Consider the following 17,630-nt stretch of genomic DNA (forward strand, 5'->3'; position numbering starts at 1 on the left):
CTTGGCAAAGTGCGCTAATTATTTAAGCTTCAAAATACCAAGAAATAGGTATTTATGAAAGCTTACCTCTTAATAAAACGCTCTACCTCATCTTCAAGCTCTTCTTTAGCAAGTAGTTTAGCTCTTGTCATGGCTAGTTTTATTTCGAACTGCGCCCTAGACACTTTTTTACCATAATACGCTCGATAGTCTTCTTTTGCGTAAGCCCGTTTGTCTTTCTCAGACATTGATTCATAGTCAGTTCTTATTTCAGCAACTAGCTTTTGGAAGTTTTTAGAAGCTAATACTTTATACTTTCTCTGGAATGAAACAGGGATGTCTTGGTCGTCTACATAAATGCCTTCATCGTCTTTTAGCTTCCAGTCGGTTAGGGCAGAAGGTAGGGCGTCTATCTCTTTCAGAAACATAAAGTCTTTGTTGTCTTTGCCTTTGTCTAAGTAGTGCCTTAACGGGAACAGTGATTCACCAGGGTAGGTAGTGATTTCATTCCCGAAAATATCGAACCTAGCTTTTATACTCCCTGAAGCGTCTGGGAAGAAGTGAAGCCCTGCATGGTAAGCAAGCATTTCATCAATATCCTTTTGAGAATACGAGGTAGGGTCGAACATTTTCTTCACTTGAAGAATACCGTTGTTATTCCAAGGCAATGTTTTAGAAAGATAAGACACAATTGGCTTAACAACTTTAGTGGCCGCAGAGCTTTTTTCTTCCAGAGCATTTTCAGGAATCCTAGAGTCAGAATCTAGTAGCTCTAAGGCTGTTGCGGTAAAGTCTGTGAAGTCCTGAATACCTGAAAATATGGACACATCTTTTATGGAGTTCATGGAGTACAGCCCCACCAATGCCGATCTCTTTATAAAGCCGTCTTCATCCCAATCTGGCGACTTCATGCCGTCATTCCAGTTGCCTATTACCGAGGCTGCAATATGTAATGGTGTGTTTAAGTAATTGAATTGGAGTCCACCTATTTTGATAGTGTTAGCAGGCACTCCATTTTTGTTTTGGAGTTCTCTTTCGCTAAAAGACAGGTTGTGGTAGCCGCCAGAAATGTAGAAATAATCTTCTTCGTCTGTACCTAGAAATAAGGCCGCCAAACCTACCATCATTGTATTATGGAGGTGAGCCAACGCCATTTGATTGTTGAACTTCCTGGAGCCAACCTCACCCATTTGAGAGGTGTTTTCGGCAAAGGTTTTTCTACTCCAAGCTTGTCTTCTGCCTAATTCAGATTGCAGCTCTAGCCTTCTCTTTAGACCCGTAACCCCGTACCCGTAAGTTCTAGCATAATTGTAAACTGGAACCGAGTCTAGCATAATATCGCCAATCTGTCCTATAATCTTTTTGAACGGGAAGAACACGTTAATCAACAGCTTACTGCCAAACTGAGCCATTGGATGATTCATTTGGCTACCATAATTGGAAGCCTGAATAGCCTTGTTTGCCAATTTAGGGAAGAAGCCAGTTCTTTCCATTGTGGCCGTAATATCTCTTGATATTTCCTTTAGTTCTTGGATCTCGTCTTGTGGAATACCTAGCTTGGATTCAATAATTTCATCTCTGATTACCTTTTCAGCATATTTGGAAACCTTTACACCGTACTTAGTTAGTAAGCCGACCTGTTCTTTTGTTTCCGCTTCTACCTGATCCATGTCTACCCCTTCTCGAACGGCCTTACTCCAAGCCTTTCTTATAGACGGATTTTTACTGTTCTGCTGTTCTTCTAAAAAGTACTGAGTGAACATCATTTCCTCAGCCACCGACCTAGAGAAAATATCCATAGCAGGCAATGTTCTTGTTCTGAACTGGAAAGCCCTGATTGGGTTGATAGGGATGGAGAAGTTTTTGGTTACAGGAATCTTCCAGTTTTTGTAAATAGGGTGTTGCGCTTTTGGATCTTTATCAATGTTCGGCAAATGGAAGCCTCTAGGGTCTGTGTGTTCATCGAAGAACTTAGAATCTACACCGCCATTAATGATTGTGTCCATAAAGCCAGCCCATGCTTTAGAAGGGTTTTTACTGAACACTCCCATGTTAGTAACGGCCTTAAAAGCAGCTCTTTCCATTAAGGCCGCTTGTATAATAGGATTGGTTTTCAAGAATCCTTTAATGCTGCCATTCTTAACCGAAGCCATGTATGATTTCTTCCATGCCTTGCCTTGGAATATTGGCAAGACTGCGTACTTGAAGAAAATAGAGTACATGTTGAACTTGGTGTTTTGCACATCGGTAGTCCATCCCGAAAGTAGGTTGGTAATGATTACCTCATGTGAAACATCTGCCCAGTTTTGAGCCATTTCATACTTTTGCAACAGCCTTACAAATTCTAGTTTAGCTAGGGTAGAGGCTTTTGAACCTGATTCTGTTTCTTCAATTAGCTTAATGAGGTTTTCAATCTTGATAGCGTCTGAGTTGGTTATTTCAGGAAGAAGACCAAACTTTTCTGCAAAGGCATTTTTGAACTCTTCTCTGGAGAACACCCCAAGGTTAATGAGTTCAATCATTTTGTCTAGGTACTGCTTTTTCTCCTTTGGCTTAACCTCTTTCTTCTGATTGTTTTCGTCTAGTCCGAGTAGCTTTTGAAGTGCCCTGTCTTGCATGCTAGAGATAGTACTAGCCAACTCTTTTTCAACAATGGCGGCAACTCTCTTGGCCGTTTCAGGGTCTAGGTCTAGCTGAGAAACTATTCTGTTAGTAAGCGTATCTCTAGTTTTGAATTGCCCTAAGAAGTGAGACCTGATTACTTGCTGAAGGTCTATCTCTAAGTCTTTAGCGGTCTTTTCTATTAAGCGCCTAGCTATTTTAGACATTAGCTCTGAGTTCTTCTCTGCACCTCCTTTAATAAGGTTTGCAGCCCTGTTGAAAAACCTGTCCTCGATTGATTTTTCTGACCCCTCTTCTTGTTTTTTCTCTAGCCTTTCTATCTCTCGATTGACCATTTCTACCCTATATTCTTGCATAGCGGCAGAAAGGATTTTCTTCACCTCTTCTTTTAATTCGGCCTTTTGCTCTTTTGTGATGTCTAAGTTAGACACGGATTCTTCTGAAACAGCTTCTAAATCAATCCCTTCAGATTGTTTGTTGACTAGTTTGGAAATGCTTGTCTCTAGGTTTGAGAGAGCTTGTTTTAATACTTTTTCAGATAGCTTAGATTTGAATTTGTTTAAGGCTCCTGCATTGATAAGTGAGCTTATTTTGCCGTAGAAGCTATTGGCTTTTTCTTCTTTAGTTTGCTCTTTAACCTTTCTCTCCCTGAAGTAATCTTCTACAAACTTACTTTTTTCTTGCTGAATTAGCGCATTGTAAGTTTGTTTTAAAGCTTCTGAAATTATTGGCCTTTGGTTTTCATCAATGTCCAAATTAGCAACAGCCTCTTCGATAATTGAGTCTATATCTATCTTATCTGTTTGATTGTTCCTTACAATGTCTCTGATTTTTTGTTCGGCATGTTTTAACGCCTTGCTTAAAATCTTATTGGAGATGTTGGTAAGTCTATCGCTTCTTTTTGTAGCCCCTGAGTTAATTAGCCCACTCATACGTGCGTAGAAATTCTTCAACACATTGTCTGGGTGAGGGGCAATCCTTTCTTTAAAGTACTGCTCTAGTATTTTAGTCTGCTCTTCTTTTATTTGCTTCTCATACTGTCTTGTTATTTCTCCCGAAAGAAGGTTGACTTGCTCTGGTGTTAATCCTAGTCTAGAAAGGGCTTCGTTTACAATTGCCACCCCATGCTTAAGCCTGTCTCCCTTGGTTTTCTTGGCTATTGCACGTAAAGTCTCTGGAAGATAGTCTATTACTTTTTGTAGTGATTTCTCAGATATAGATTCAGTAAACTGAGGGAGAGCACCTGCGTTAATTACCCTTTGAATTTTCTCAAAGAAAGAATTAAGCACTTCTTCCTTAGTTTTAGGATTAAATATTCTACTCCTAAAGAAAGATTCTATCTCTTTGTTTTGGTTCTCCTTGATTGCTTGATCGAAAGCTTCTGACAATAGGCTCTTTAGCTCAGTGTTTTGGCTATCACCAAGCCCTGACATTATCTTTTCAATTAACTTGTCTTTAGATTCGGACAAGGCGTTGCTATCGTACCCTGCTATTTTTCTTAAAGAGGTTTCTAAGTCTTTGGCAGCTTTGTTTATTAACGGCTTAGGGTCGAAGTTGCCTGATTTAATGGCCTCGTCAATGGCCTTTCTTTGCGACTCGTTTAGGGCTTCTAGTGAATCTTGTACAATGCCAGAAATAGTCTCAAGGTCTATGTCTTTATTGAACTTCTCCTTGATGTCTTCGGCTATTCTGGCAGCAATATCTGAAGCACGAACATAGCCTTCTTCAACATAGGTTGCTGCAAGCTTAGATACGTAAGTGATAAACTCTGGTTTGAAGGGAACCACCGAAGAGTAAAACAAGTCAGACTCTTTGTAGTCTTTGTGAATCTTGTCTCTCTTGGCCTTTATTTTAGTGAGCTTGTCTTTGGTTTGAGACCGTTTGGAAGCGGTCTTAGTAGCCTTTGCTACAGACGACTTTTTAAACACTTCATCTACAGCCTTATTTATAGCCTCTTGGTACTCCGAAACCACCTCTTCCGAAGCCTTGTCTAGTCCATCTGACTTCTTTTTGTTCTTGGGCTTGCTATTGTGTTTTTGAGCCTTTTTGTTCTGCATGTGAATCACACCCTCAGCACCGTCCATCTTGAAGAGGTTAAACAAGTCTATTCTCCTACCTGCGTGGGTTCCTTCTTTTGCTAAATAGTCTCTGATAGACTGGAGGGTTTCTGCAATTGCATCTGAAGGACTCCCTTCTTCTATGGCCTGTTTGAGTTTATCCGCATAGTGCTTGTAGACTAAGAATAACGAACCGAAACGGACTTCATCATCAATCTTGGTATCCTTACTCATAAGGAGGTCTTTCGTAGCTTCTAAACCTCCGTTATCGTCAATAAACTTAGCCGATTCTTCTAGTGTTTCTTCTCGGCCTACTGTTCTAAAAAATGGCTTATTCTTGTTGAGTGTTTTTCTAGCTTCGGGAGTGGTGTTGTCTCTGATTGTTTTAGAGCCAGAACGTTCCCTGCCTGTTTTAGAATTGGCAGTGTCGTCTATTGTACCACCGTTTACTCCGTCAGTAGCTCCGTCAGTAGCTCCGTCATTTGCTTGGTCAATAATGTCGGAGCTAGTGTCCTCGTCTATACCCGTGGCAATTCTAGCCTGTTTAAGCAGGTCTTTGGCTTGCTGTTCTTCTACCTCGAAGCCAAGTGATTCGGACAATGCTTGGGCAAACTCTTTGGCTTTCAAGTAACCCATTTCAACAAGCCCTACTGCTAATTCGCCAACGGCCTTAAGTAATTCAGGGTCGGTAAAGGGGTTAGCGCTTAATTGCCCTCTTTGCTTCTTCAGAATTTCCTGAATTTTCTGAGAAGCGGCTGATATTTTTTCGCTTGCTGCTTTTAACTGTTCAGGCTGAACTTTTACGCTCGGCTTTGCAGTGATAGCCGCGCCCTTTGTAGGCAAATTAACGGCACTATTTTCAGTTTGTGCCAAAGATTGGGCAGGCTTTGGGGTTGCTGTTTTTACAGGCTCTACTTGACCCTCTACTGTAGGTTCAATTGACTCCTCACTGCTGCTTTGTTGCGAGGTTACGTTTTCGGTGAGTGCATCGGACTGCTTTACTTCATCATAAAAATCCCTAAATGCCTCCTCCTGAGTTTTGTTTCCTTCTGGATTGTATTTTTCAGAAAACAAGTCAGCCACTTCTTGAGGTACGTCTTTGACTTCCTTAGCTTTAACAAAAGCCTCTTCAAATGATTCTGACTCTTTTACTAGGTCTTCAAATACCTCTAACTCACCCTCATTAGTAAGCTGTCCTTGCTCAGTTGTGTCAGTAGATTCTCCAACTGTTTCACTTTCTGCAATAGTTGGCTGTTCTGTCTGTCCATCAACTCCATTCTCTTCGACAGCATCAGTAGTTTGTGGTTGGTCTCCGCTAATTGCTTCTTGTTCTGCTGTATCTCGCTGTCCATCTGTATTAGTTTCTTCCTCTGCTCTGGCAGTAGTGGGTTCTTGTCCTCTCTCATGGTTTAAATTGTCTTCTGTAATTGTACTGTCGGTACTGTTATCAAGGCCGTCTTGAACCCCTAAGTCTCCAGTGGTTGCTTCGAGTTCTTTTTCTACATTCTTGACTATTTGTGTTTTTTCTGGGTTACTCAGGAATACACTAGAACCTAATAAGCCGCCCATTAAAGCCCCTGCTAAACCTTCTGAAACGGCATCTCTCAGATTGATTTTCTCTCCAGACACAAGGTTGTTTTGTGTTTGAAGGGTTAGGGATTGAGCAAACTCTGTTAAGAACTCTGTAGCGGTTGTGCCCCCAAACTCGGCAAGCCTCTTTTTAACGGTTCCTGTAACGGCCTTACGCATAGCATTCACTACTTTACCTGTACCGAGTACATCTAAGGAGCCAGAAATCACCCCTGCTGTTGCTGCTGCATCGGGATTGTCTAAGCCTTGCTCTATCACCTCTTGAATGGTTATGCCCTTGGCCTTGGCTAGAGAAGATACTTGTGAGTAATAAGCCTCTGCCGTTTCCATTGCGTAAGAGCCTCCAAGTAAGGCTAGAGGCATAATTACTGCTTGCTCCCCCGCAATGTTTGAGGCCGTTTGAAAAAAGTCGTCCCAAGATTTTACGGCAAGCAAGTCGGTTTTGATTCCCTCGCCTGCAATCTTGGCTTCTAATTTGGAAATGCCCTCAGTTAATTTCTCCATTCCCTGAACTGAGTTGGAAAGCCTTTCTTTGGCTTCTTTCCTTAATTCAGAAGCTTTTACTCGTCTAGCACCAGGGGAAGTTGAGAAGTAATATGCATCCTTTACCATTGTATCATCTTCTATACCTTCAAGGGAGTCTAATATCCCCTTAGCTTTTGAGATGTTTTGACTTGTTTGCATTAAGTCTATTTGCTTAACCGACTGAGGAACGCCATACTTAGCTTTAGTGAGTGCGGCATTAACAAGGTCGTTAGCTAGCACATGTCCGTAACCTAAATTATCAATTGCTACTTTTCGCCCTGCCTTTCTTGCTTCCTCTGCTTGTTTTTGACTCTTATCAAACTCAATCTGATCGAACGCACTAAGGGTTTCTTGCAGGTTTTTGTATCGCTCTGCCTCAATTTTCTGAATCCGCTCGTTTACTTCTGGCAAGGAGTTGAGTTCTTTGGCGTATTCGCTATCGAATGTTTTAGCCTGCTCTTCTAGTGCTTGTTTGTACTCAGCACTCTTTTGCAAACGGGCTTCATCTAACTGCTTATTGGCCTGTTCTTCGGTTATTTGTTCAGCATCTAATAGCTGCTGCAAAGAGTCTTGCTTGTCTTGCAAGTAGCTATCTACCTCCTTGGCAATACCTTCTTCTACTTGGTTGAACCTCTGTTGGTAAACCGACTGTAAAGAGTCTCTTTTTTGAGAAATAACAGGGTCGCTACCAATTTGCTCTTCGGCCTGTTGGTCGTACTTGTCTATGATAGACTGTCTTTGCTCTTCTGTTGAAAGTGGTTTTTCTGTAGGAGGGAAGAATTGTGACGAAAAGTCTTCGGCTGATTTAGAGTAAACCTGCTTTTCGGTCATAAACCTATGTAGCTTACCCTGACTCTCTGGCGTGCTGAACTGCTCTTGAAATGCGTTGTAGTCTTTTGAATACAGTCCTTTTTGGCTAAGGAAATTCCAAAGCTTCTTTTTAGGATCAGTGTTGTTTATCATAGGTTGTCTGCTGTGGTTGGTATTTCGCCCTGAATAGGGTTGGCCTGTTTAATTCTTTCAAGAAGAATGTTGGCTATTTCTTGAGCATCATTTTCTGTTGAATATGACTTATCGCCAATCTTTATGCTCTTTGCCCAAACGGAGCGCTCAGGCACAATGTCAGAAACATCAATTCCATATTCTTCACCGATGCCTTTTATCACGTCAAGAGTTTGCTCATTGCTGCCTTTTTCTTGTTTCTTGTAATTCCCTGCATATCTGATTTGGTCTACCATTTTTAAGGCTTCCATAGGCAGGTCTTCTTTATAGCCTAAGCTTTTCAACTCGCCCTTTTCTTTAAAGGTGTCTATTGCATTCAGAATTTCTTTTTCTTCTGGAGAATCGTCATCAAGCATGTTTAAAACAGTTGCCATAGTCTTCTCGTCAGCGAGTGGAATGTAGACCTTTTCAAATTCGCCCTGCATAGTGCCTGGGACAGTAAATATGAATGATTTCTCAAGTGTTCTTGGGTCATACCCTATGTCGTCTAGAGTTCCCTTTTTTGTTTCTGTCTTTCCCAAATCTTTAACATCAATAGGTACGCCTTTTAATGCCCCTGGCATTGGCATAGAATCTCCTGAAAACCTTCTTCCTTTAGATTCAAACTCGCCCGAACCACCTTGAACTAGGTTGAATGTATTAGGCGTGTCTTCTTTCTTTTTACTACCTGTTGTTCTGGCTATCCTTGTGTTGTCTTGTTTCTTGAGGTCTGAAGTTCTCATTGGAGCCAGTTCCTTGTCTAGCAAGTCTACTGCGCTAATTCCTTGCTGTTCTGCATTGTGTAGCAACGCCTTGTAAGATGCTTGAATTTCAGGGTCGGGAGAAATAGCCATTTCAGCTAGTACGGCCTGAGAGTCTTTGAATATTGGCAAGCCCGTTTTCTCGCTTATTTTTGGCCTACCGTTTTCGCCCATCTCGACTAATCGCTTGTATGATTCAAAGTCTTCCTCTCTATCGAAAAACTCACCTGAATTTGGGTCTTTGAATGTTGAGAACTTAGAGGAGATGGTCTTGCCCATGTTTTCCACAAACTTGTTTACTCCATAGCCATAGTTCACGTATTTGGGGTCGGAAGCAAGTTTCTTTAAATCTTGAGCGCTATAATCTAAGTTAGGGGAGTTGACATCTATCTTTCCTTCTTCATCTGTTTTGTACATTTGAGAAAAGGCATCTTTGAGCATGTCTTCACTGTACAAATCGGGATTTTGCTTGTAAAGTTGGTTTAACTCTTGCATTCCTTGTTGGTGAGAAAGCATGATGTCTCTGGCAGCATATGTATCGGATTTAATCTTCTCTAAGGCCGTTGGGTCAAGCTTTACGCCTTGTTGTCTTGCTTGTTTGTAGGCGTCTAATGCAGTGGACATATAACCACTAGCCATGTCTTTCAAAACGGCCTTATGATTGCCGTCCATTCCTTTGAAATCTAGGTTAGCGTAGTCTTTAAACACTTTGTAGTTAAAGTCATCTACGGCTGCTCTTTGCTTGGCCTGAAACTCTTTATTCTGTTGTATTTGTCGGTTTCCGTAAAGGAGAGTGTTGTAAACGCCTTGGGTTTGTCTTGGAAGGATTGTTGCAAACCCTGTATTTGTAAACTGATTAGCCATTAATGCTCGATTTATAAAACAAAAATAGCCCTAATGGGGGTGAAAATAGGGCTTGTAGTGAGCTAGTCTACTCTTAAATGCTTATCAATGAATTCCATTACATCAGACCATTTGTAAGAATGCTCTTTTCCTGTTTTGTAATAGACTAGGGGAGGGTTGTGCTTTCTTGGGTCTTTCCATCGAGTAATTGTCGATTTATAGCTTTTGTGGTTTAAGTTAAGCCTGTTTGCTAATTCCAATCCAGTGATGTATTCATCGGGAGAGTATTTGTATACAGCACCCAATTCTTTCACTACCTGTTTAACAACTTCTTCTAATGGTATTTCGATGTTCATTTCTTTTTCCTTGTTTTAGCTGATTCCATGTGTGCGCAGATTTCGTCTAGCCAACCTTTTATCCTAGACCTATCGTATGCACCCCCACTTCCTTTGCAGAAGTCCGTCCTTTTATTGTATTTCAACGCCTCTTTAGCGCATCTTTCGTAAGTCCAGTATCCTCCATTTCTTGAAGTTTTCATGTGTGCGCAGATTTCGTCTAGCCAGTTGTTTTTAATGGCAGAATTGTATGCACCCCCACTTCCTTTGCAGAAGTCCGTCCTTTTATTGTATTTCAACGCCTCTTTAGCGCATCTTTCGTAAGTCCAGTATCCTCCATTTCTTGAAGTTTCCATGTGTGCGCAGATTTCGTCTAGCCAGCCTTTTATCCTAGACTTATCGTAGGCGCCACTGCTTCCTTTACGAAATCGCTCCCTTGTATTGTATTTCAACGCCTCTTTAGCGCATCTTTCGTAAGTCCAGTATCCTCCATTTCTTGAAGTTTCCATGTGTGCGCAGATTTCGTCTAGCCAACCGTTTCTAAAAGACGCATTGTAAGCACCAGCGCTCCATTTTTGGAAGTCCGATTTTTTAGTATACTTCAAGGATTCGTTAGCACACCTTTCGTAAGTCCAATAGTCGTTTGGCAGCTTACTCAAAACCCCTATCTGAGCAACGGCATCAATCAACTCAACATACCCATATCCATTCAGCACAGACTCTTCTTTATTTGATAGTTGCTTGAATAGTTCGATAGAAGGCATTCCTTCAAAGTCTATCGGCTGAAATTCATTAGTGGAAGTAGTCTTCTTTTTGTTCTCTGTTGGATTCGGATTAGTAATTCGCTTAACAGGAATCCGCATGCTATTGAAGTTTTTGCCGTTGTATGTGGTCAGATACTCCTTGTCGGTCAAGCACATAACACAAGTCATTATGTATTTGTAATACTCTTTGAGGCTAATTGGAGCAATCTTAACGAACAGTTTCTTGTTCTCGTTAGGGTGAACCCTGAGAACCCTGCCCATGAGTTGCTTTATTCGGTCAATGTTCTGGGTAAGCGTCATATCTATAACGGTCTCTAATTCTGGCATATTGAATCCAAGAACGCCTCGGTTTACCACAATCAACAGCTTACAGTCAGGGTCGTCTTGAAACCTGTCTATTTCGGTTGACTCAGAATCGGTATGAGAAGTACTGAGGGCATAGCTTACCCCATTCTTTCTCATGTAATTAGCTACGGATCGGGCTTGGTCTTGATTCTGACAAGCTATCATAGTTTTACCAATGCTCTTGAATGACAAAGACCAGTTTACTGTTCCTTGTAGTTGGTAGTAAGCCTCTGGGTCATTTTTGTGGATTGACTTCAGCCTTTTGACAATCTGTTTTAACAGTTCGTCCATAGTGAACTGAGTGTGTGCGTCATCAATTTTAATACCGTCCTTTATGTTTTGTGACTTGTTAAAATCATCCATACTAAAGTCATAGGATGAAGATGCTATCTCAATGCTTAGGTCAGATATTTGGCCGTAATCAATCACTTCATTTTCGGCTATGCATAAGATTTTATAATCTCTTAGAACGAATGAACTAGGAGTGCCTGTGAGAAGTAGCTGCTTTTTAAAACGGCCTTGATTAATCATGTCTTGAACAGTTTTCCCGAAGTAAAAATGATGTGCTTCATCTACAATTAGCAAGTCAAAGCCTGATAAGTCTTGTCCAGAAACTGTTTGAGGTAGTGTTACAACAACTTGCTCTCTTGATTCTTCCAATTCGCCCCTAGATTCTATTGCCTTGTAAGTGAATGAGGGACGGGACTCTGCAATACTTAAATGGAATTGGGAGCGGAGAACAACGGTTCCGTGAGCAAGTATCAAGACTCTGGAATGCTTGTTTTCTTTCAGGTATTTTTCAACAAAATATATAGACATTTTTGTTTTACCAGCCCCTGTACATGCGGCTAGGACAACCTCTTCGTGTTCTTTGTAGGCTTCATTAAGCCCTTGAAGGAGCTTGTGTTGGTATTCAAACGGCCTTAAGCCGCGTGATTCAAACCATTCTTTAAAATCAAGTAAATCCATATACAAATGTAAAATGAGTGATTCATAAAAACAAGAAATACTTTAAATAATGTTTTATTTTGTTTTTTGTCTTTATATTTACGCCATATAATCAATATGTTATGAATAGAGGTAATAAAGAAAAAATGTACAGGGCTTTCGTGGATATGATGGAGAGCATCCATAGTGTTCAACACGAAATGGTAGTGGAAGAGTTGAGAAAAATTAACCATGCACTCTCTGATTTATCGACTAGTGCTAGTGATGTCAGGTACATGAGACCCAAGATGATTGAGTCGGTTTACGGAATTAAGCGGACTACCCTTGAAAACCATGCCAGAAATGGTGTTCTGAGCAAGTACAAACTTTTTGGGTGTGTAGTTTTTAGCGTCAGAGAAATAGAGGATGCAATAGTACCTGTGAGGTAGCAATTGTTCGAGAACAGTACCGTTTTTAGGTGTTTTGCTGTAAGTTTTACTAAGGACAATCAGGGTATTTACAGTTGTTGTTCGCAGTACAGCTTTCTCCTATCTTTCTGATGTACTTACATTGGTGTTCTTCTTCTAGAAAATCTATGTACTCTTCAAGTGCGTCTATATAGTTGTCGGCACTCCCATAGTCTATGATTCTTTGCTTACCTCGATACTCAAAGAAGTCTTTTTCGTTAGGCCGTTTCATTTCAGTTGTTTGTCGTATTGTCGTGCTGATTTGATTCCTTCGGACAGAGCCTGAGTAAATGATTCATATTCCTGTAAGTACCAGTCAGTATTTAAGACCTCGCTTTTTAGCCATAAATCCTTATTTTCATACTCGCTGTTTTTTGCGAAAGACACATCTTCTTGGCTTGGGAGTATGTGGATAATAAAACACCAATTTCCAGTTTCATATACAGGCTGAACGAAAATGGACTTTTCTATCAAGTCTATCTGGTCTTTAATTAAGTCTATTGGTGTGTTTTGGTTTTTTGTTGTTAGTTCACTCATTCTCTAAAATTGTCTTTTGTGATTAGTACTTTTCTGTTCTTTTTGATTGTGACCTCTTTGTTAAAGAGTTTTGAAGGGTATTCGACCCATAATTCATTGGCCACGGCCTTACAATAAGCCACCATATCATCTGCTTCTACCTTATGACCTACAAACACTGTATGTCTTTCCTCTATCTTCCCTGATTTGTTCCATAGCCATAAGCTTATTACATAGTCGTCTTGTTTTTTCAAAAGAGAGGTTCTTCGTTGTCGGTTTTCCAGTCTGACTCTTTAATTGCAGGCTCGTCAAAAGCGCTTGATTGGCTCTTGAAGATGTCGTTTCGGGAGTAGGCTTGTTCGGGGCTTATCCTTTCTATTGCGCCTAAACTTCTGCCTGCTAAGGGGCAAAACTTATCCGACTCTTGATGGTATCTCATTGTTTTATAGTCGTACTCTAGTGGAACCACAATACCTCTCTTCCCGACTAGCTTTGGCTTTTTAATCTTTGCCGTAGTAAACTCCACCAATGGGTTTCGATAATCTGTTGCCACAAATGGGCGCTGAATAAGTATCATGTTATCCACTTTATCCATAAAGTCACTGGCTCCCTTTACTTTGTAAGCATCTGGGGCTTTATAGTTTCCAGACCCATCTTTCTCTGGCTTAAGCTGGTGGGCTACTAGATTGTAAGAGACATCTTGTTCATTGCAAAACCGCTTCATGTCAGACAGCATACTGGTTATGTATTGGTCTCTGTTTTCGTTGCCTTTCTGCCTGTTTGCAAGCCAATTGAACGGATCTACTATAACCCCATCTATGCCATGCCTTCTCACTAATGCTTTGAGCTTGGCGTGAATGTGCTCTATGGTGAAGTCTTTATCTGGGTAAACAACGAAAAAATGGCTCTCTAGAAAGTCTAAAGCTTCCTTCAATTCGTTTTCTGTAATGCAATTTGGCAGAGAATTGTCTGTTGGCTTCCCTACGTACATCTGAACAAAATCATCGAAATACTCTTCAACTGGGAAGTTTTCAGGAGATAGCACAGCAAATTTCCATCCGTCATGAACGGCCTTTAATAGAGCGAGTTGATTTAAGATGAGAGACTTGCCCTCGTTTGCGTATCCCGACCATAGATTGAGTTCCTTTTTCCTCCATGTCCAAGCTTGGTCAATGTCTGTGAAGTATGTGGTAGACCCTTTTACTCGCCCTTCTTTCAACTGTCTAACTAGTTCATCTTTGGCGTCTTTGGCTGTGTACACCTCAGCTATTCGAACAAACTTGGCGTTCTCTTTGAGTTCTACTAGCTTTTCTTTGCCTTCCCATTTAAGCACCTCATTAGCATCTTTGTATTCGCCAAAGTCAACGGTCTTACACTTCTCTTCTCCAAACCTTCTGACAAGCTCTTGCTCTAGCCTCTTGCCGTTGGGGTCGTTGTCTACCGCTATGTAGATGACTTCGGCCTTTTCAAATAGGTCGTAACAGTTGTCTATACAGGCAATCTTATTAGAGGCATCTTTGTCTTGAACGTTGGGTGCTCCTTGGTTTACGCTTGTATGGAAAGGGAAGCCAGCAACTTCAAAGCTGAGTCCGTCTTCAACGCCCTCGGTGATAATTATCTCTTTGCTGCCTTCGGTTACATTCTGCCAACATCTGTCGTAGTTGAAGACAATAGGCATGGCACCAGGCGCTTGTCTGAAGTCTTTTGAGCCGATCTTACGCTTTTGGTAGTTGGTAAGTACTCCGTCTTTGTGATAAGGGTAGACAAGCCACCCGTTCTCTTCTGCTATCTTGTTTGCGTTGACCACCTCTTGGGTAATTTTTCTCCCTGTGAAGTAGTCTAAGCCCTTCTGAGATAGCTTGGTGATGTTAGGCCGTTTGGGTAGCTCATACTGCTTGCGCTCGGTGTGGGTGGTTGAAAGCTTAGTGTCTCCAACTTTGCCTTTAAAGTCTGGACAATGCTGACAATTGTATAGCTTTTCGTCAATAGATACGCTTAGGCATTTCTCCTTCCAGTTCTTTCTTCCACAAACATCTTTAGCTCTAGGGCACATGATTTTGTGCTGCCCAGAGTTGATATTGGCAGGAATATCTATGCCAACGGCCTTAAACTCGTCTATTACTGACATTAATTTGTTTTGTTTGCTAGTAGTGCTTTACCCGAATTTGAAGTGCCGACTTTTTGGCTAGGTCTATCATGTGTTTTGTGCCTTTGCTTTTTCCGTCCCAGAAGGCTATGAGTGCATCTGCATAAAGCGCCATCTCTCGGTTTCTTTTGTAGCCAGCGCTTTTGCCGTACCTATTCCAATCGGCAGGGAATTGAGTAAGCTTAAGTCCGTTTTCTTTCGCATATCTCTCTCCAAGTTTATCAGCTCCATTAGCGGTTCCGCTAACTACTTCGATGTCTTTCTTGTGTTGGAGTGCGGCTTTACAAACGGCCTTAAGCATCTCGTAATCATTGAAGGTTCTTCCTCCTGCTATAATTACTTTGAATGTCATTGTGCTAGTTCATCTACATCTATCTTGTACTGGTCAAGCAGTTCGTGTATTTTATTCCAGGACTTTTCATAGTCGTAGTCAGTGTGCTTGAAGTCCCTCCATCCATTGTGTACCAGATCCCACAGCATAAAAGCCATGTCGTTTGCTTTGGCTAGTCGCTTGGCCTCTTTTTCGTCTTCGGTTTCAAAGGTTACTTTCACTTCTTACTCCATTCGTTTTTTCTTCGCATCCATGCTCCGAACCTCCCTTTGGTGTTCCAGGGTTTGAATTGCTTGAGTTCGCACTTCATTAGATGACCGTTGTCAGCCACAGTAGACCAGTGCGTGAAGAATAGGTTAGCATCTTCGGCAGTAGGAACCCAATCTCTTTTGCCTTGGGCTTTTTCTTCTTCGTACTGCTTCATGACCCCGATTATCTTCTTTCTGAAGGCTTCTTTCCGTTTCTCTAGGTCTTGGTCGGACAGTATGTATCGGCCAGAGGCTAGTTGTTCTTTCCACCACCGAGGACAAACGGTATTGAGTTCTTTCAAGGCTGTTTTGCTAAGGCTCACGTTTTTTCGGTGTTGGTTGTACTCCATAAAAAAGGGCAGGAGCAGGTGGCTCCCGAAGTCTAGGATTATTTCTTCTCCTAGCTGCTCCTGTAATCCCTTTAGTTGTTTGGGGTTGATTCCAGTCTTCACTGGGTATTCTTCGTGTTCCTTAGTCCATAAACCAACCTTGCTGCAATGCTCCATTAGGTAATGGATAAACAGCTTCATTTCTACCGAAGCGTTAATGAATTTAGGGTTGGTGTATAGCATGGGTTATAAGTGATTAAAAAGCCCGCACCAATACATAAATAACCAAGTTGCAACGAACCCAATAAGGTAGTGCCAAGCGTTATAGGTATCTTCTTTTTTAGGCTGTCCGTGTTTAGCTAAGTAATATCCGAAACTAAGTACGTGTATTATTCCTACTGTAATAAGATATGTTTTCATAATTTATTGATTATCAGTTAGTTATCAGAAAGGCAAGTCGTCAGAATCTTCTTCTGTGCTTACAGGGGCTTTTCTCTCTTCAAAGTTTTGGATGTCTGTGTCTCTTTGAGAAGGTTCTCTACCTCCTAACAATAAGATTTCTCCAGAAAACCTTTCTAAGACCACCTCGGTAACGTACTTTTTTTCTCCGCTGTTTGTCTCGTAGCTCCTTGTTTTTAGCTTACCAGTAAGCCCCACCTGGGAACCCTTAGACATGAACTTTTCTACCACGTTTTCAATGAGTTTATCATCCCACACTACAACATTATGCCATTGAGTGTCTTCAACTCTTTCGCCCTGTTTGTTTTTGTAGAAATCAGACGTAGCGACTGAGAAATTAGCGACTTTACTTCCGTTTGATAGGTGTCTGACCTCTGGGTCTTGACCTAACCTTCCGATTAATTGTACTTTGTTATTCATTATTTCCTTTCAATTTTGACTTTACTTACTTCTACTGTGTCAACCTTGAACGAGAAGCTTTTCTCTGCATCTTCAAAGGTTGGGTGTACTTGGTAGCCAGACGGCTCGTTGAAGTGCTTAGTATCTTTGTAGATCATAAGCCTACCGTCTGTCATTGGTGTTATTTTGATATTGTACTGCTTACCTTCTACCCATCCGTTGTGTGTGTGTGTGTGTGTGTAGGAGTGGCGGCAGTTATTCCTGTTCGATAGGTTACATTATAACCTCCTTCTTCTTTGGTGTGATAAGTGCTTCTCATTCTGTTTCTATGTTGTATTTTTCTATCAATGCTTGAGTTAGTATTCTCACCTCTTTGCCGCACTTGGTACAGGCTAGAATGGTTTTTTCTCTTCCTTTTGGGGTGAAGACTATTTCGGGCACAAAGTCGTGGTCGGTGCATTCTTCTTCTAGCCTGTCTTCCAACCACCTGATTAACCTTAGTTGTCTTTCTGCAATAGCCCATATTTCTAGTTGCTGCTCGTCTCTATCGTTATTAGGGAAATCGTTCCTTAGATAGTCTACAATAGCTGCGCAACGACCAAGGACAGGGTAGAGCTTGGTTAGCATTGACTGAGCCTGTTGCTCGGTTAGCCTTCTTCTTTTTCTGAAGTAAAGCCTGCGTATTTCAAGCCTATCCTCGTCTATTGTTTCAAGCCTATGGATAAGGTCTATGTATGCCCATATCTTCATTTAGTCTCTTGTTTTGAAGTTTTGATTGGCAAACTCTAGGCACTCGCTCCACTTGTAGCTTATACTCTTGCCAAATTGGTAGTAAGAAATGCTAGGGCTGTATTTCTTTCGGTCGTGATAACTGGCAATGGTATTGGTGTGTACATTCCACCTTTTAGCCAACTCTTTTCTTGTTATAAACTCGTCTGGATCGAAGTTTGAATGCCCTTCCAAAACGGTCTTAACAATTAGCCTCACCATCTTCTCGAATTTCATC

General features: G+C 41.3%; 16 protein-coding genes. 1 reads left to right on the forward strand and 15 read right to left on the reverse strand.

Annotated elements, in window-relative coordinates; genetic code table 11:
• Positions 1-62 precede the first annotated feature (62 nt).
• The 4 genes from T7867_RS11030 to T7867_RS11045 form a co-directional block, all read right to left on the reverse strand.
• Entirely contained in the window at positions 63-7,736 is a 7,674-nt protein-coding gene (locus T7867_RS11030; RefSeq protein ID WP_322299254.1) for a hypothetical protein, read from the reverse strand.
• On the reverse strand, positions 7,733-9,379 hold the full coding sequence (locus T7867_RS11035; protein WP_322299255.1) for a hypothetical protein: 1,647 nt from the start codon (positions 9,377-9,379) through the stop codon (positions 7,733-7,735). Before T7867_RS11035 ends, T7867_RS11030 begins: the two co-directional genes overlap by 4 nt.
• Before the next feature lie 62 nt (positions 9,380-9,441).
• Positions 9,442-9,714, reverse strand: coding sequence for a hypothetical protein (locus tag T7867_RS11040; protein ID WP_322299256.1), 273 nt, complete (start codon positions 9,712-9,714; stop codon positions 9,442-9,444).
• Entirely contained in the window at positions 9,711-11,771 is a 2,061-nt protein-coding gene (locus T7867_RS11045) for a DEAD/DEAH box helicase (protein ID WP_322299257.1), read from the reverse strand. Before T7867_RS11045 ends, T7867_RS11040 begins: the two co-directional genes overlap by 4 nt.
• A 101-nt stretch (positions 11,772-11,872) precedes the next feature.
• Here T7867_RS11045 and T7867_RS11050 point away from each other — a divergent pair, with 101 nt between their 5' ends.
• Positions 11,873-12,178 carry a hypothetical protein gene (locus T7867_RS11050; RefSeq protein WP_322299258.1) on the forward strand — a complete coding sequence of 102 codons (306 nt, stop codon included), beginning with the start codon at positions 11,873-11,875 and terminating at the stop codon, positions 12,176-12,178.
• A 49-nt stretch (positions 12,179-12,227) separates the two neighbouring features.
• On the opposite strand, the gene T7867_RS11055 is transcribed toward T7867_RS11050, so the two are convergent.
• The 11 genes from T7867_RS11055 to T7867_RS11105 all read right to left on the reverse strand — a co-directional run bounded on the left by T7867_RS11055 (position 12,228) and on the right by T7867_RS11105 (position 17,629).
• On the reverse strand, positions 12,228-12,428 hold the full coding sequence (locus T7867_RS11055) for a hypothetical protein (RefSeq protein WP_322299259.1): 201 nt from the start codon (positions 12,426-12,428) through the stop codon (positions 12,228-12,230).
• Positions 12,425-12,733, reverse strand: coding sequence for a hypothetical protein (locus tag T7867_RS11060; protein WP_322299260.1), 309 nt, complete (start codon positions 12,731-12,733; stop codon positions 12,425-12,427). Before T7867_RS11060 ends, T7867_RS11055 begins: the two co-directional genes overlap by 4 nt.
• Positions 12,730-12,966 (reverse strand): hypothetical protein, encoded by a 237-nt coding sequence (locus tag T7867_RS11065; protein WP_068218577.1) that lies wholly within the window; start codon positions 12,964-12,966, stop codon positions 12,730-12,732. Before T7867_RS11065 ends, T7867_RS11060 begins: the two co-directional genes overlap by 4 nt.
• A complete protein-coding gene (locus T7867_RS11070) occupies positions 12,963-14,840 on the reverse strand; it encodes a bifunctional DNA primase/helicase (RefSeq protein WP_322299261.1) in 1,878 nt (625 codons plus the stop codon). Before T7867_RS11070 ends, T7867_RS11065 begins: the two co-directional genes overlap by 4 nt.
• Positions 14,841-14,856: 16 nt before the next feature.
• Positions 14,857-15,210, reverse strand: a complete 354-nt coding sequence (locus tag T7867_RS11075) for a DUF2493 domain-containing protein (RefSeq protein ID WP_068218584.1) — start codon at positions 15,208-15,210, stop codon at positions 14,857-14,859.
• Positions 15,207-15,410 carry a hypothetical protein gene (locus T7867_RS11080; protein ID WP_322299262.1) on the reverse strand — a complete coding sequence of 68 codons (204 nt, stop codon included), beginning with the start codon at positions 15,408-15,410 and terminating at the stop codon, positions 15,207-15,209. Before T7867_RS11080 ends, T7867_RS11075 begins: the two co-directional genes overlap by 4 nt.
• Positions 15,407-16,009 carry a hypothetical protein gene (locus T7867_RS11085; protein ID WP_322299263.1) on the reverse strand — a complete coding sequence of 201 codons (603 nt, stop codon included), beginning with the start codon at positions 16,007-16,009 and terminating at the stop codon, positions 15,407-15,409. Before T7867_RS11085 ends, T7867_RS11080 begins: the two co-directional genes overlap by 4 nt.
• Positions 16,010-16,210: 201 nt before the next feature.
• Positions 16,211-16,645 (reverse strand): single-stranded DNA-binding protein, encoded by a 435-nt coding sequence (locus tag T7867_RS11090; protein WP_322299264.1) that lies wholly within the window; start codon positions 16,643-16,645, stop codon positions 16,211-16,213.
• Positions 16,645-16,800: a hypothetical protein gene (locus T7867_RS11095; protein ID WP_322299265.1), complete on the reverse strand. Its 156-nt coding sequence runs from the start codon at positions 16,798-16,800 to the stop codon at positions 16,645-16,647. Before T7867_RS11095 ends, T7867_RS11090 begins: the two co-directional genes overlap by 1 nt.
• A gap of 139 nt (positions 16,801-16,939) precedes the next feature.
• The gene (locus T7867_RS11100; RefSeq protein WP_322299266.1) at positions 16,940-17,374 is read right to left on the reverse strand and encodes a hypothetical protein; all 435 of its coding nucleotides are present in this window, start codon (positions 17,372-17,374) and stop codon (positions 16,940-16,942) included.
• Entirely contained in the window at positions 17,375-17,629 is a 255-nt protein-coding gene (locus T7867_RS11105) for a hypothetical protein (protein WP_068218604.1), read from the reverse strand.
• Position 17,630 lies beyond the last annotated feature (1 nt).

It is taken from the genome of Roseivirga spongicola, from assembly GCF_034376045.1.
In the GTDB taxonomy this organism is placed as follows: Bacteria; Bacteroidota; Bacteroidia; order Cytophagales; family Cyclobacteriaceae; genus Roseivirga; species Roseivirga spongicola.